The following is a 14,485-nucleotide window of genomic DNA, read 5'->3' on the forward strand; positions in this document are numbered from 1 at the left end:
CGGCAACCGTTAATAGCGGTTCTAGGGTTCAAATCCCTATCCCTCCACCACCATTAGAAAGCCCGCTGAGAAATCAGCGGGCTTTTTTTCGTCGTGTGTCCCGTCCTGAAATGTGTTTACACATTGAGGACGAATTATGACTACTTCAAAGCGGAAGATTACTCGTTGGTTAAACATCGGTGTTTGGCGTTAAGGCAAAAAAAAGCAGAGCTTAATCGCTCTGCTTTGATCTCTAAATGAATATGCTTTGGGAATAGTACAATCAGTTCGCTTATTTAGCGACGTTACCTGCCACGTTTAGCGCATCCCATGTACGTGAAAAAGGCGGGGCATAACAGAAATCCATGTAGCCTAGTTGTTGAGTAGTCATCTTGGCTGTGATCGCTACGGCCAGTGCATTGATGCGGCCAACGGCTCCTTTCTTACCTACTATCTCACCACCTAGCAGGACCTTCGTTTCTGGGTGATAAACCAGCTTTACCTTGATGTCTTCTTGACCAGGGTAGTAATCGGTTTGGTTCTTATCTGAAATGGTCGATACTTTCACATCCAAGTTATGTTCTTTCGCTAGAAGTTCATTTACGCCAGTACACGCCAGCTCGTAATCGAGTACTTTCAAACAAGACGAACCTAAGAAGCCTGACATATAGGTATCTTTACCTGCTAGCTTGTCAGCCATCATACGCGCTTGCTTATTGGCTGTTGTTGCTAGAGGAACATAAACGGGTTTGCCTAGTGCCATATGATGGACAACGGCACAGTCACCTACTGCGTGGATGTAAGCATCTTCAGTGGCACCATATTCATTCACCAACAACGCGCCATTTTGAGCCTTTGGTAATTCGAATGCTTCCGTGTTTGGTTTGAAGCCGAGTGACAGGATCACGATATCAGCTTCTACATTGCCATTATCGGTTTCTACGATGTAACCACCTTGCTCGGCATCGCGAATCGCAGACACGCTGCAACCTGTTTTAAGGTCAGCGCCGGATTCTCGAATTGAACCTTCGACAACTTCAATGATCTCTGGGCTGAACTGACGGCTCATGATGTGTTGTTCACGTTCGATAATCGTCACGTGCTTATCTAAGCCATGTGCCGCATCAAAGACTTCCAGCCCGATAAAGCCTGCACCGATGACACACACGCGTTGTTTGTTATCGTCTTTAAGCGCTTCTTTGACTGCTAAGCCATCTTCCATACTTGTTAGTGTGTATACGTGTTCTGGATTGAATTCACCGAATGGTGGAACGATTGGTCGTGCACCTGTTGCAATGACCAACATATCGTAATCGATGACGCTTTCTTCATTTTGGTGACGCACCGTAATTTGCTTTTCAGTGCGGTCGAACGACACCATTTCTGTGTCTACACGAACATCTAAACCTGATTTGATGGCTTGTTCTGGTGTACGGGAGATCATCCGTTCGGTGTCATCAAACATGCCGCCTGCAAAGTAAGGTAGGCCACAGGCTCCGAAAGAGATGTAGCTACGCTTATCTAAAACGATGACTTCGTCTGATGGTTGATTACGTTTGTATTTTGCTGCGAAACTCATACCCGCGGCGCTACCGCCTATAACAACAACTTTCATATTTACTACCTAAATAACCTGAACTCAGGAAAAACAGAAGAGCACTCACGTGGAGTGCTCTTAATTAAGTTTGAGAATTATACTGCTGCTTCTTTTGATACTGTCGCTGTAACGCCAGCGTCGTATTGTTCAGTATCCAGTGAGCCATTCTTCTTCGCTGTAAGAACGCCTGACAACATAGAGCCAGAGATGTTCAGCGCGGTACGAGCCATGTCAATTAGCGCTTCGATAGACACTAGAATCGCGACTACTGTGATGTCTAGACCCATGATGGTCAGTACCGCTACTGCTGCGAACGTTGCACCGCCACCAACACCCGCGATACCGAATGAAGCAATTGCGATAACAGCGATCAGTTGTAGGATAAAGCTCAAGTCTACAGGCATGCCCATGACCTGTGCCGCCATGATTGCTAGCATTGCTGGGTAGATACCGGCACAACCGTTTTGACCGATACTGGTACCGAATGTCGCTGACATGTTTGCTGTTTCTTCGTCTACACCTAGGCGCTGAGTTTGTGTTTCAACGTTTAGTGGAATAGCTGCCATGCTTGAACGAGACCCGAAACCGAACACGAGTACTGGCCAGATTTTCTTCATGAACTTGGCAGGAGAAAGGCCGAACATTGACACCATCACGAAGTGGATGCCGAACATAACGCCAATTGCTACGTAGCTTGCTAGAAGGAAGCGGCCCATTTCTGCTAGTGCGAACAGGTCGTTGGTCATCATGAACGTAGTCATCAGAGCGAATACACCGTAAGGCGTTAGCTTCAGAATTTCACGTACCATTGAAAGCACCACTTCTTTTGCAGAGTTGATGAAATCAACGAAGTTTTGCACTTTCTCTGGCTTACGGTTTTTCACTTGAAGGATGCAGTAACCAAGGAACATACCGAACAGTACAGTTGATAACGTAGAAGTACGTTGAGACCCCGTTAGCATGTCAAAGATGTTGGTTGGAATGATAGACAGAGCCATACCAGACAGACCACTACTCGCCATTGCATCTTGTGTTGCTACCAGTGAATCACCGCGAGCTTCAATCGCGCTGTTTGTGCCGATTGTGCTTACTAGCGCGTTCGCATCGATACCAAATAGGTAAATACTTGCGATACCAACGGCTGCTGAGATTGCACAAGTGAAAAGTAGAATACCGATGATTTTTGGTGCGATTCGAGATAGCGCACCACCGCCTTCGACGTTCATGATCGAAGAGATCATCGCCACGAATACCAGTGGGATAACGATCATTTGTAGAAGTTTGATGTAGCCTTTACCGAATACGGAAATCAGTTCAGCAAAGCCAGATGTCGCAACGTTGCCGACACCGAAAACAAGTTGAATTGCGCCACCGAACAACAAGCCAGCAGCAAGCGCACTCAGTACGCGGAAGTTAAAACTTTTCTTTTGCTTTTTGAAGTTCGACAGCAGTGCGTAGAACCCAAAGAACAGTACGCTTAATGCGATAAATGAAACGCTCATGAGAATCTCCTATGATACCCATTAATACCTAAATCGGTTATTTTTTGTATGCGATGGCTTCAACTTCAACCAGTGCGTCTTTTGGTAGTCGTGCTGCTTCAACACAAGAGCGAGCAGGTGCATTCTCAGTCCCAAACACCTCGGTATACACTTCATTAAAGGCAACGAAGTTCTCCATGTCTGATAGGAAGCAGGTAGTCTTCAATACTGTGTCTAAGCCAGCCCCGCTTACTTCTAAAACAGCCTTCAAATTCTCAAGAGATTGACGAGCCTGCTCTTTGATGCCGCCCTCGACAAACTTCATGGTTTCTGGAACGAGAGGTAATTGGCCTGATGTATAAACCATGTCGCCGTAAGACGTACCTTGTGAGTAAGGGCCGATAGCTGCAGGTGCTTGTTCAGTGGCAATGATCTGTTTCACGATGTAACTCCTAAATTATTGGTTTTATTCTGATTTAAATTCACGGATAAACTTGTAAACCGCCTGACGGCTGATCCCAAGCTGCTCTGATACTTGTGTAGTCGTCTCTTTTAGCTCAAATACGCCGTTATCAAATAAGCAACGGATGATGGCTTTATTACGACCTTTGAAGGAAACCGACTCGTCTTGGTCAACCTCGTTAATGGCTGAACTCAATGCTTGTTGAATGACGTCGTTTGCATTGTTGCTGAATGTCTCGCTTACAATTGTTTGCGGCACATTGCACTGCGGCATCAACGTTTTGACGATTTCTGGGAATGGGAAAGATAAGTTCATGTTGATACACAGCATGCCGATAGGTTTTTGCTGTGGACCAGCCAGCACACAGGTGGTTGATTTCAGTAGGGACCCATCTGCTGCGTTGGTGAAATAGCTCTTCGGAGAAACTTCGCCAGTTTTCTCGAACGTGCTCCACATGCGTAAACCTAAATCGGTGATCGGTGAACCAATTTCACGACCCGTATGATGACCATTGACGATCTTCACGACTGAGTTTTCTAAGCTTTCAAATGAATGGATGACCACTTCGCAGTAAGGACCAATCAAATCGGCGATAGTGTCTGCTAAGCGGAAGTAATTGCTTAAGCATTCTCTGTCTTCATCGGTGAATCGAACTTGTTTTACATTCATGATTTCGGTTTACATTTTTGAACTCAATGACTGGAATCCACTCCTTTGGTGGTACTCCAACAAGATGCGGTAAACTTCTGTAAACCTGAAGTGAACGTTCAAAACATCAACAAATCGTAAGGTTTAGACCTATATCACGAGCGGAATTTGAACAAGATCACTAAAGATAGCCAAATGAGGTTTAATTTCTTAAACCGCATCAAGGTTTACATATTTAAAACCAAAGGTTGCATTTTTGAACCCTTTGATGATCTAGGACAAGTTATAAGGAAAGGCAAAAAATTGAATTGATTGGTATTGTAAATGCATGGCAATCAAGCATTTACCTTGCGAATGTGGTGGTGAGTAAAGATAGGTGGTTAATTGAAAATGAGGTTGTATTAGAGAGTTAAATTCACAAAAAACAGCTTTTTAATAGGATGCAAGCTAGGATTTAGATCCTAAAAAAGCAGCTGAAGTTGCTGCTTTATTTTGGAGTGTTCTGTTTGATTATTCGCTTGGCAGTTTAAGCTCGACTTGTTTTAGCGCGCGCTGATACATAAACCATGCACAGGTGCCGGCAAGCACATTACCTGTCATTGCGCCCCAGAATAGGCCTTCAATACCCGCAAGCTGAGAGCCAACCCACAAGCTAGGTAAGAAGAAGGCGAACAGGCGCAGCGCTGAAATCGTCAAGGCGGTATAGGACTTGCCTAATGCGTTAGAGACAGAAACCATCAGCATACAGATTCCTAATGGCCCTAAGCTAATAGGTACGATCAGTAGGTGATAGTTTAAAATCGTCGAGACTTCGCTTTCACTGGTCATTAGGTTTGCTAGTCCGCCAGAGAATAACCAAGTCACTAGTGCGATCACCAACTGGAAACCCAATACAAACATGACCGCAATCTTAACGAGCTTACGTATGTTTTCGAGATTGTTCTCTCCCAACATGCGGCCAATCATCGGAGGCATCGACATCGTTAGTGCTAGCACAGCGACAATCGAGAAGAATTCAAAACGTGAACCCAATGCCCAAGCTGCAACGGCAGCTGTGCCATAGCCAGCAAGCAGCTTAGTGGCGAACATGGATGAAACAGGAGGCAGCAGCTGACTGATCATCGCAGGCCCCATGATGTTACCAATGGAGCGAACACTCTTGCTGATGTCGAGGTCGTGCCAGTCGAAGGTCATCCAATGCTTCTTGGTGACCTTTGGTGCAACGATAAATATACCCGCACCGAACGCCAAGATGGTCGCAATGGCGGCTCCATTGATGCCCATGTCGAGCGTAAAGATGAAAATCGGGTCCAATATTAAGTTGATGATACTAGTCGCGATCATCATTGAACCGGGCAGCATGGTATTACCATTGGCACGACACACACTGTAGAAAAAGTAGAGCAGTGCACCTGTCCAAGAGCTGGCTAGCCAATAGATCCAATAAGAATCAATGATCGGTAATACCGTCGGTGGCGCATCCAACGATTGTAAAATTGGCCCTCGCAGCAGATAGATGATGACGGAGAAAAACGCGACACTCACGCTGCCCATCGCAATCACTAATCCACCAAGCTGCTTAGCGTAGCGCGTTTCATTCGCGCCAATGGCTCTCGCGATTACCGCGGTTGTCGCGATACCTAACCCGACCTGAATACCGATGATGATCATCTGTATTGGAAGCGTGAAACCTTGAACAGCGAGCGGCAGTACGCCCAGTTGGCCAATAAAAGCACTGTCGACAAGCTGGAAGCTCATTAGAGAAAGCACCCCAAACAGCATTGGCCACGTCATTGTATAGAGTTGTCGGCCAAGAGAAGGCGAGGGAGTTGCGGTAGTAGAATTCATAACGCTCTTATCGGTCTTGAAGTTAGGTTTGTATTGGTGACAAACCTCTCAATGAAGAATTGTGTAAAGGATAACGTAAGGTCAGCGCGATACCAATGTTTGTTATGCTAGGCAGGTTATCTTTGTTGGCTTTCGGTGAACAAAAAAGCCAGTCGCGATGACTGGCTTTGTTATATCTACTTGTTGGCGCTAAGCGTTACTTATTCGCAACGTTACCCAGTTTCAACCAAGTATCGATAACTGTGTCTGGGTTCAATGAAACCGAGCTGATGCCTTGTTCCATCAACCACTCCGCTAGGTCGTCATGGTCAGATGGGCCTTGGCCACAAATACCCACGTATTTACCCGCTTTAGCTGCTGCATCGATAGCCATTTTCAGCATCGCTTTAACCGCTGGGTTACGCTCATCGAATAAATGTGCAACGTCACCTGAATCTCGGTCTAGGCCAAGTGTCAGCTGGGTCATGTCATTTGAACCGATAGAGAAACCATCGAAGTACTTCAAGAACTCATCAGCCAAAATCGCATTTGATGGAAGCTCACACATCATGATGACTTTCAGGCCTTGGTCGCCACGACGTAGGTTAAACTTAGCCAGAATATCGATAACCGATGCCGCTTCACTTGGAGTACGCACGAATGGGATCATGATTTCAACGTTCTTTAGTCCCATCTCGTTACGAACACGTTTTAGCGCTTGAGTTTCAAGCTCGAAACAGTCTTCAAATACTGGAGAGATGTAACGAGATGCACCACGGAAGCCCAGCATTGGGTTCTCTTCATGTGGTTCAAACGTTTTACCGCCAACAAGGTTGCTGTACTCGTTCGACTTGAAGTCAGACATACGTACGATCACACGCTTAGGCCAGAATGCAGAAGCGATAGTCGCAATGCCTTCTGTTAGCTTGCTTACGTAGAAATCGATAGGATCTTTGTAGCCACGAATACGCTGGTTGATTTCAGCTTTGATCTCATCCGTTTGCTCATCGAAGTTCAGCAGAGCTTTAGGGTGAATACCGATCATCTTGTTGATGATGAATTCAAGACGAGCAAGGCCAACACCTTCATTCGGGATTTGAGCGAAGTCGAAGGCACGATCTGGGTTACCCACGTTCATCATTACTTTGGTTGGCAGCATTGGTAGCTCATCAACCTCAGAACGTTTGATCTCAAAGTCGAGCTCGCCGTTGTAAACGTAGCCTGTTTCGCCTTCTGAACATGACACTGTTACGGTGTCGCCATCATTCAGGCTGCTTGTCGCGGTACCACAACCAACAATTGCAGGGATACCAAGCTCGCGAGCAATGATTGCTGCGTGACAAGTACGGCCGCCACGGTTAGTGACAATCGCAGAGGCTTTCTTCATCACAGGTTCCCAGTCCGGGTCTGTCATGTCAGTTACCAGCACGTCGCCTTCTTGAACCAGTGACATTTGGTCTAGAGAGTCAACCAAGCGAACAGGGCCAGAGCCAATACGTTGACCGATAGCACGTCCTTCCACCAAGACATCTGCTTTGGTGTTTAGCTCGTAACGCTCAATGACATTTTGGTCACTTTGAGAACATACTGTCTCAGGACGAGCTTGAACGATGTAAAGCTTGCCGTCGATGCCATCTTTTGCCCACTCAATGTCCATTGGACGTTGGTAGTGCTTCTCGATGATCATCGCTTGCTTTGCTAGTTCTTTGATCTCTTCATCGTTCAATGAGAACTCGTTACGCTCTTGAGTATCTGTATCGATGATATCAACTTGCTTGCCGATCTCTTGGTTGGTTGAGTAGATCATCTTGATCAACTTAGAACCAAACGTCTTTTTAACAACTGGGTAGTGACCCGCTTCTAGCATTGGCTTATGAACGTAGAACTCATCTGGGTTCACCGCGCCTTGTACGACCATTTCACCTAGGCCCCAAGAAGAGGTGATGAATACCACTTGGTCGAAGCCTGATTCAGTATCAAGCGTGAACATCACACCTGAAGAAGCTTTGTCTGAGCGAACCATGCGCTGGATGCCCGCAGACAATGAAATGCCACGGTGATCAAAGCCTTGGTGTACTCGGTAAGAGATGGCGCGATCGTTAAACAGTGAAGCGAACACGTGTTTCGTTGCTTCGATAACCGCATCGATACCTTTCACGTTAAGGAAGGTTTCTTGTTGGCCTGCAAAAGAAGCATCTGGAAGGTCTTCAGCTGTTGCCGATGAGCGAACCGCAACAGACAATTCTTCGTTGCCTTCAATCAGTTCGCGGTAGTTATCACGGATATCTTGCTCTAGTGATTCTGGGAAGGGTGCGTCTAGAACCCATTGTCGAATTGTTGCACCTGTCTTACGCAGTGCGTCAACGTCTTCAACATCAAGTTCATCAAGGAGTTGGTGGATGCGCTCATCAAGACCTTTGTAGTCAAGAAAGTTATTAAACGCATAAGATGTGGTAGCAAAACCATTAGGTACTGATACGCCAGCGTTGGCTAGGTTAGAAACCATCTCGCCAAGTGAAGCATTCTTACCGCCGACTTTGTCGACATCTTCCATGGAAAGGCCATTGAACCATAGGGTGTTATTTTGCATTTATTTCTCCAGAAACATAGCAAGCATTGTAGGGATTTAAAGGCAAACGATTACGTATCAGTTTAAAAAAATGTAAATTATTTTCTAAAGCTGTGGGGGACGTAATAGTCAGCAGGGTTTCGTTATATATATTATGGTTCCCATCCTACTCAAAATAATTTTAAACATTAAATAAAAAATGCAAATTGATATCCAAAGTCGTGATGTATTCTATGTTTCTGATGGAACGGCCATAACATGTGAGACTTTAGGGCATGTTGTTCTAGGTCAATTCCCATTCGAAGCTAATGAAAAAACCTTCCCGTTTGTCGAAAGTGAAGACAAACTTTCTGATTTATTGAAAGAGATCGAGATTTCATATCGAGCAACAGGCCATGAACCTTTGGTCTTTTTCTCGATTGTGATTCCGGAGATAAAACTCAAGCTGTTAGATGCGCCTGCGCATTGTTATGACGTGTTAGAGAGTATCGTGCAGAAAGTGCAAGATGATACGAAAATGGCGCCTAAGCCGAAGCTGCAGCGTTCTCGTAGCGTTAATAAAGACTCGGACAAATACTTCGACCGTATTGCTGCTATCGAATACACGTTAGCGCACGACGACGGCATTACTTTAAAAGGCTTGGAAGAGGCAGACATTATCTTGTTGGGTGTCTCTCGCAGCGGTAAAACGCCAACGAGCTTGTACATGGCAATGCAGTTTGGTTTACGCGTCGCAAATTATCCGTTTATCCATGATGATATTGCTCGCTTAAGGTTGCTACCGGAATTTGAGATATATCGTCATAAGCTGTTTGGTTTGACGATTGATGCGGAAAGGCTGACCGAGATCCGTGAAAATCGATTGGCGGGCAGTGAGTACGCAAGTGACTCTCAATGTTTGTATGAGCTGCAAACGGTAGAAGGTTTGTTCAGACGTGAAGCCATTCCATACATCAACACCTCGTCACTGTCTGTTGAAGAGATTTCGACACGAATCTTGGAACGTACAGGTTTGCGACGCCGACTTCTTTGATCTTTCGTTTGTGATCTAGCGATCTTGCTGCTTTATTCGAGGTGGCAATTTCATAAGCGTCCCTGAAAATAACAACCTATTTCTGATAAAGCCGTAAACGTGAAACCCAAGTTAAGTGTATTTTAATAAAAAGCCCCGGCCATAAGGCTGGGGCTAATCATCAAATATTACTGTTCAACCGACTTAACCAAAAAATGATCTATAGTTAAGTTCTCACCTGGTTCAATCAATTTAAACTCTACTTTCACTAAATCGCCTTTTGCTTTAAATGCGTTTAGAGTAAGTTTCAAAGCCTGATCAGTTGCGTCTACATTGTGAGCAACTTGTCGGCCATCAATAAATACATCAAAAGGCTTTTGCCCTTTTTCTATTACTGTTTCAATCGTGTAGCTATCGCTCTCTGTCGCATAGAACGCGCTTTGAATACTTCCATCATTTAGCCATTTTGTTTCATTGAAATCAACGTTGCTAGCGCGCCAGTAAGAATAAAATGCATGCAAGTTATCAATATCGTTTTGTGTTTCCGGCGTCCATTTGATAGCGTCAAAATCAATTGGCTCGGCATAGCTAAAGCCATGCTCTTTCATCGTCTTGTGAATGAATGGTAAACGCGCGATCACATCATCAAACGTATCAGTCCAGCCGCCGATTTCACTGGTGCTATACTGCAAACCAATCTCACCGATCAAGTAAAGTTCACCGTCTTTTTCAATGGTGATGCCTGAACCTGAATCACCATGAATAGTAAGCCAGTTTAAGTCCGTCTTTTCTAATGTACGGAAATCATATGAATATTCAGCAAGCCAGCGATCTTCATATTCACTGTGCATTACCTGTTTAGTTCCGCCGTTTCTGTGGTTGTAATTGCCGTAACCAATTTGATTAACCTGGTAAACTTTCGAGTAATCAAACATCCCCTCTCTAGGTAGTTTTGCAGGCTCGATTTCTGTGATCGGCGTATCTAGTCGAACAAGGGCGAAATCACCAAAACCGCGATCATTTTTATACGGGAAATTGTATTCTCCAAATTGACCCGCCGGATTAGTGCTCGCAACCTTGTGCGTTATCTGCTGATAAACGCCGTTTTCGTCTTTCTCGTATGAATAACAGGTCACAGTGTTTTGATACCCGTCAGATTTCGAGCCGCTTACATGGCTTGCAGTGATGACCCAAAACGGGTCAATTAGCGTTGCTGAACCTGCATTCATCTTACAAGCAAAATCAAACTTTGTTTGCAATGCAAATTCTTTGTGTTGTTGAACTGATCGATCAAGCCGGGTCAAACCAGCGTTTGCAGAAAATGAGGCTAAAACCGCTGTTGCAACTAATAGCTTTTTCATTATTTCACCTCACTTAAATTGATTGCTTCTAGCGCATGGTAAGGGTCGTTATCTTTCCAGCTGAATTGATCGTTCTTTGCTTTATATGTGATTGTTAGCTCATCTGTTGTCGTATTAGTTGAAAACTCGACACTGTTCTTTGTAGTTGATATGTGCGATGGGTAGTAGTTTGTAATGGTTACACAGTCATTTTTCAAACATGCTGTGAACTCTGACATAGCAAGCCAGTTATGTGTATACAGATCTAGCTTGAATTCTCCAGCCTTGCCGGGCTTTACGGTAAACTCAAAGCCACCTCCATGCTTGACGAGAATGGCATGATTTGATTCGCCCAGAAAATCTCTAGAGCTGCCACTGTTCCATAAGTATTCATTGCCGTGAGCTGGTTTTTGAGCTTGGAATTCAAACTCACCAAATGTTTTTACATCGCTAATAAGGTTTGTTTTTGGCTTTGATTGTGAACGGTTTTCACCGTACCAAAAAGCCCAATCTATGCCGTTTAAATCAACAGTATCAACATATCTAAATTCACTATCATTCTCTGTTTTGTATCCGTGAAATTTTGATGTGACTAAAAGTGTTTCGCTTTGTTCTGTAGAAATATTGGAAAGTGTTTCTGTTTCTGATGCAATTGATCCGGCGGAAATCAAAGCAAGTGATAAAAGTTTAAGCCTCATTGTCAGTTCCTTTTATATAAAGTTACTGAACTATATGTGGTAATTATGAGACAAATGTAAGTGGTTTGTAAGTGTCTATTTTTATTGAATAAAGGTCAAAAATAGCGCCATGATGTCGTGATGGGAATTTGACGATCTATATATCTAAGACAATTTCGATTCAACCCATTCAAACCGTTTCTCGGCTTCTTGAGTTCTGATTCATGCTACTTTCCAATTTTCTGATTGGGCATTGTCCGCTTTATCTAGGACGGCTCAGAAATCAATTTGAAACATAAATAAAAACCGAAGCACTAGGCTTCGGTTTTTAGTCTATTTAAGCAGCCCGACACCAAGGTCCTTGCTTTTGCGTTCCATCCAGCGATCAAGTTTCGGTGGCCATTCAATACTTGGCTCTACGTAGAAACCGCGAAGCATTGAGAAATAAAGAGCTTGATCAATCAAAGGTAGCGATGATTCACCATTCTCTAGCTCCAATAGAAGCTCTGCATCTTTCAGCAATGGGTTAATCAGTTGAACGTATTGTGGGGTCTTTTCTAAGAGCTCTTCAAAATTAAAGCCTTCGGTCTCTTTACTAACACGCCAAGCTTCTTTTGCTCCAGCCGAACGATATTCAGCCAAGTCGAGGTTCCACCAACGTGGGCGTCCGATCTGTTGAGTGAGAGGGAAAGTTCGGCTTTGGAAAAGAGTAGCCTGCTCTGAAGGTTCACGTTGCTCATTATTTGATTTCAAATCCATGAAATAAGCAATGATGTCTAGGCTTTCGGCCATGATAGAACCATCGTCTTTCTGTAAGACGGGCACCATTTTTTTACCGATCAGATCGATAAGGGTTTGGGCATCATCATAATCAACAGAAACAAGTTCGATATTCAAGCCAAGAGATTGAGCAATGTAGGCAACTCTTGCACAGAAAGGGCAGTGGTCGTAAATGTAAAGCTTCATAGCTTCCCTCATTTATGGTCATTACAAGTATAAGATAATGCTAATGTACCAGAAACTCTTACGAATACTAAGCATCAATAAATGCCAAGTTCCAGTAAACGCTTAGCACTAATAAACAGCAGGCACTACCAGACAATAAGTATTTAGTGTAGATACTCTTTACTGAATTCTATTGTCCGTTGGATTGGACTTTATTGTAATGAGTAAATTAGTGGGGAAGTTGGTGGGTAAATCACGGGCACAAAAAAGGCTCTGGCTGCTCATTCTAATGCAGAAGAATGAAGTCAGCCAAAGCCTCAATTTTGTTACCTTTAGCAGAGTGACTACTAAAAGAGCGGAGCGGTTAAACTATGCTTTTTTAAGGTCTTTTGCAGGGTAAGTAAGCGTCATTATTGCGCCTTCTACTGTTGTAACATGAACGTAGCCACCACCAGCACTTAGGCCAATTACTACCATTTCACCTAGCTCAACACCTTTTGTTGCAACAACGCGATCATCAACTGAAAACACTTTACACACCTTCAATAAAATAAATAAATACGACAGATATCGAACGCGGATTTAAACAGATGGTATCCCAATCAACTAATCCGGTTATTTGTCGTAAAGATTAAATTTAGTTATGCATAAATCGGCATTTCTTAAAAATCAGTTGGTTAACATGCTTGGGGTGTTATTTGTCGGCGGGATAAATGACACCAACTTGCTGACGCATATCTGTAATTAACTTTGCAACGGTTAAAGCACGCAGTTGGGCTTGAGCTTGGGTGTTTTTGTCACCAGCAATGCAGTTTGCAAAGGCTTGAGCCTCGTAACTCATGGAGTTTTCACTTTGTGTTTGAGTAAGGTTTTCTACCGTGCCATCACGATAGCGAATCTTAACGTCGGTGCATTCTGCAATGTGATCGATGATGATCGCTCCCTGTTCGCCTTGGATCTCGCTTGGTGCGTAAGAGTCGCTGACTTTAGAGTGCGCAAGGGTTACATCAAATTCTGGATACTGGAAGATCGCACAGCCATGCGCATCCACACCGGAGTCAAGTAGCATTGCCGAAGCCTGCGCATTCTCAGGCCCACCAAACAGAGCAACAGTCGCGGCTACGCAGTAGAAGCCAATATCGACTAATGAACCGTTAGAGAAAGCTGGGTTGAAGGTGTTTGGGTTCTCGCCGTTTAGGTATTTCTGGTAACGCGATGAATACTGACAGTAGTTGATGTGCGCTTTATGCACTTTGCCTATCTTTTTTAAGCCGAGTTGAACTTGCTCAAAGTTCGGTAGATACTGAGATTTATACGCCTCAAACAGCACCACCCCGTTCTTCTGAGCGACCTCAAACATGTGTGTTGCTTCTTCAATATTCGATGCGACAGGCTTCTCACAGATGACATGCTTGCCGTGTTCCATCATCAAGATAGATTGCTCGCAGTGCAGTGAGTTTGGTGAAGCGATGTACACGGCTTCAACTGTGTTGTCATTTGCCAATGCGTCGAGTGAGTCATACGTCGTTTCAACGTCAAACTCTTGGGCGAACTGTGCCGCGCTGGCCAGATTTCGTGAATAAACAGCAGCCAACTGCATTGATTGTGACTCATGAGCAGCTTGAACAAATTTCTTTGTAATCCAATTGGTTCCAATTACAGCGAACTTAATCATAAGGTATCCAATAGTTAGTATATTAATTCTATGAAGATAGTAGCACTCAATGGCTAGCATTGTTTCCGAGATTTGCGGAACAATTTTCCACGATCTTTAGCCTGATATTAATATTAACTCGCCTAAACCTGAGCTTTGTAGAGCATCATAATAAAGTCTTTTGTTGTGTTGTTTCTGAGGTGGGAGGTGCAGGTTAGTTTCAGTGAACGATTGTATTTGATCCGCACCAGAAGTTTTGGACACTGAGTTAAGTGAGTACAATCACTAACGAG

12 protein-coding genes are annotated in these 14,485 nt (G+C 44.1%); 1 reads left to right on the plus strand and 11 read right to left on the minus strand.

Translation table 11 applies throughout. The features are described from left to right. Window positions 1–271: 271 nt before the first annotated feature. The 6 genes from AB6E08_RS20615 to ppsA form a co-directional block, all read right to left on the minus strand. The gene (locus AB6E08_RS20615) at window positions 272–1,594 is read right to left on the minus strand and encodes a CoA-disulfide reductase (protein WP_372066563.1); all 1,323 of its coding nucleotides are present in this window, start codon (window positions 1,592–1,594) and stop codon (window positions 272–274) included. 77 nt (window positions 1,595–1,671) lie between these two features. Next, window positions 1,672–3,078 carry a cation:dicarboxylate symporter family transporter gene (locus AB6E08_RS20620; protein WP_017101765.1) on the minus strand — a complete coding sequence of 469 codons (1,407 nt, stop codon included), beginning with the start codon at window positions 3,076–3,078 and terminating at the stop codon, window positions 1,672–1,674. A gap of 37 nt (window positions 3,079–3,115) precedes the next feature. Next, window positions 3,116–3,499 carry a RidA family protein gene (locus AB6E08_RS20625; RefSeq protein WP_017101764.1) on the minus strand — a complete coding sequence of 128 codons (384 nt, stop codon included), beginning with the start codon at window positions 3,497–3,499 and terminating at the stop codon, window positions 3,116–3,118. Window positions 3,500–3,523: 24 nt separating this feature from the next. Then, window positions 3,524–4,189 carry a transcriptional regulator gene (locus AB6E08_RS20630; RefSeq protein WP_017101763.1) on the minus strand — a complete coding sequence of 222 codons (666 nt, stop codon included), beginning with the start codon at window positions 4,187–4,189 and terminating at the stop codon, window positions 3,524–3,526. Between the two features lie 489 nt (window positions 4,190–4,678). Further along, entirely contained in the window at window positions 4,679–6,016 is a 1,338-nt protein-coding gene (locus tag AB6E08_RS20635; RefSeq protein ID WP_372066566.1) for an MATE family efflux transporter, read from the minus strand. Window positions 6,017–6,212: 196 nt separating this feature from the next. Then, window positions 6,213–8,585 (minus strand): phosphoenolpyruvate synthase, encoded by a 2,373-nt coding sequence (ppsA, locus tag AB6E08_RS20640; protein WP_372066569.1) that lies wholly within the window; start codon window positions 8,583–8,585, stop codon window positions 6,213–6,215. Between the two features lie 178 nt (window positions 8,586–8,763). Here ppsA and AB6E08_RS20645 point away from each other — a divergent pair, with 178 nt between their 5' ends. Next, the gene (locus tag AB6E08_RS20645) at window positions 8,764–9,597 is read left to right on the plus strand and encodes a pyruvate, water dikinase regulatory protein (protein WP_009846294.1); all 834 of its coding nucleotides are present in this window, start codon (window positions 8,764–8,766) and stop codon (window positions 9,595–9,597) included. A 167-nt stretch (window positions 9,598–9,764) separates the two neighbouring features. Here the strand turns inward: AB6E08_RS20645 and AB6E08_RS20650 are convergent, their stop codons facing one another. The 5 genes from AB6E08_RS20650 to AB6E08_RS20670 form a co-directional block, all read right to left on the minus strand. Continuing rightward, window positions 9,765–10,937, minus strand: coding sequence for a trypsin-like serine protease (locus AB6E08_RS20650; protein ID WP_372066572.1), 1,173 nt, complete (start codon window positions 10,935–10,937; stop codon window positions 9,765–9,767). Then, complete coding sequence (locus AB6E08_RS20655; protein WP_017101757.1) at window positions 10,937–11,614, minus strand: hypothetical protein; 678 nt, start codon at window positions 11,612–11,614, stop codon at window positions 10,937–10,939. Before AB6E08_RS20655 ends, AB6E08_RS20650 begins: the two co-directional genes overlap by 1 nt. A 312-nt stretch (window positions 11,615–11,926) precedes the next feature. Next, window positions 11,927–12,559 carry a glutaredoxin 2 gene (grxB, locus tag AB6E08_RS20660; protein WP_372066575.1) on the minus strand — a complete coding sequence of 211 codons (633 nt, stop codon included), beginning with the start codon at window positions 12,557–12,559 and terminating at the stop codon, window positions 11,927–11,929. 348 nt (window positions 12,560–12,907) lie between these two features. Then, window positions 12,908–13,069 (minus strand): hypothetical protein, encoded by a 162-nt coding sequence (locus AB6E08_RS20665; RefSeq protein ID WP_009846296.1) that lies wholly within the window; start codon window positions 13,067–13,069, stop codon window positions 12,908–12,910. 163 nt (window positions 13,070–13,232) lie between these two features. Further along, complete coding sequence (locus AB6E08_RS20670) at window positions 13,233–14,213, minus strand: Gfo/Idh/MocA family protein (protein ID WP_372066578.1); 981 nt, start codon at window positions 14,211–14,213, stop codon at window positions 13,233–13,235. Between the last annotated feature and the right edge of the window lie 272 nt (window positions 14,214–14,485).

Source organism: Vibrio sp. 10N.247.310.24, assembly GCF_041467175.1.
GTDB lineage: Bacteria > Pseudomonadota > Gammaproteobacteria > Enterobacterales > Vibrionaceae > Vibrio > Vibrio tasmaniensis_A.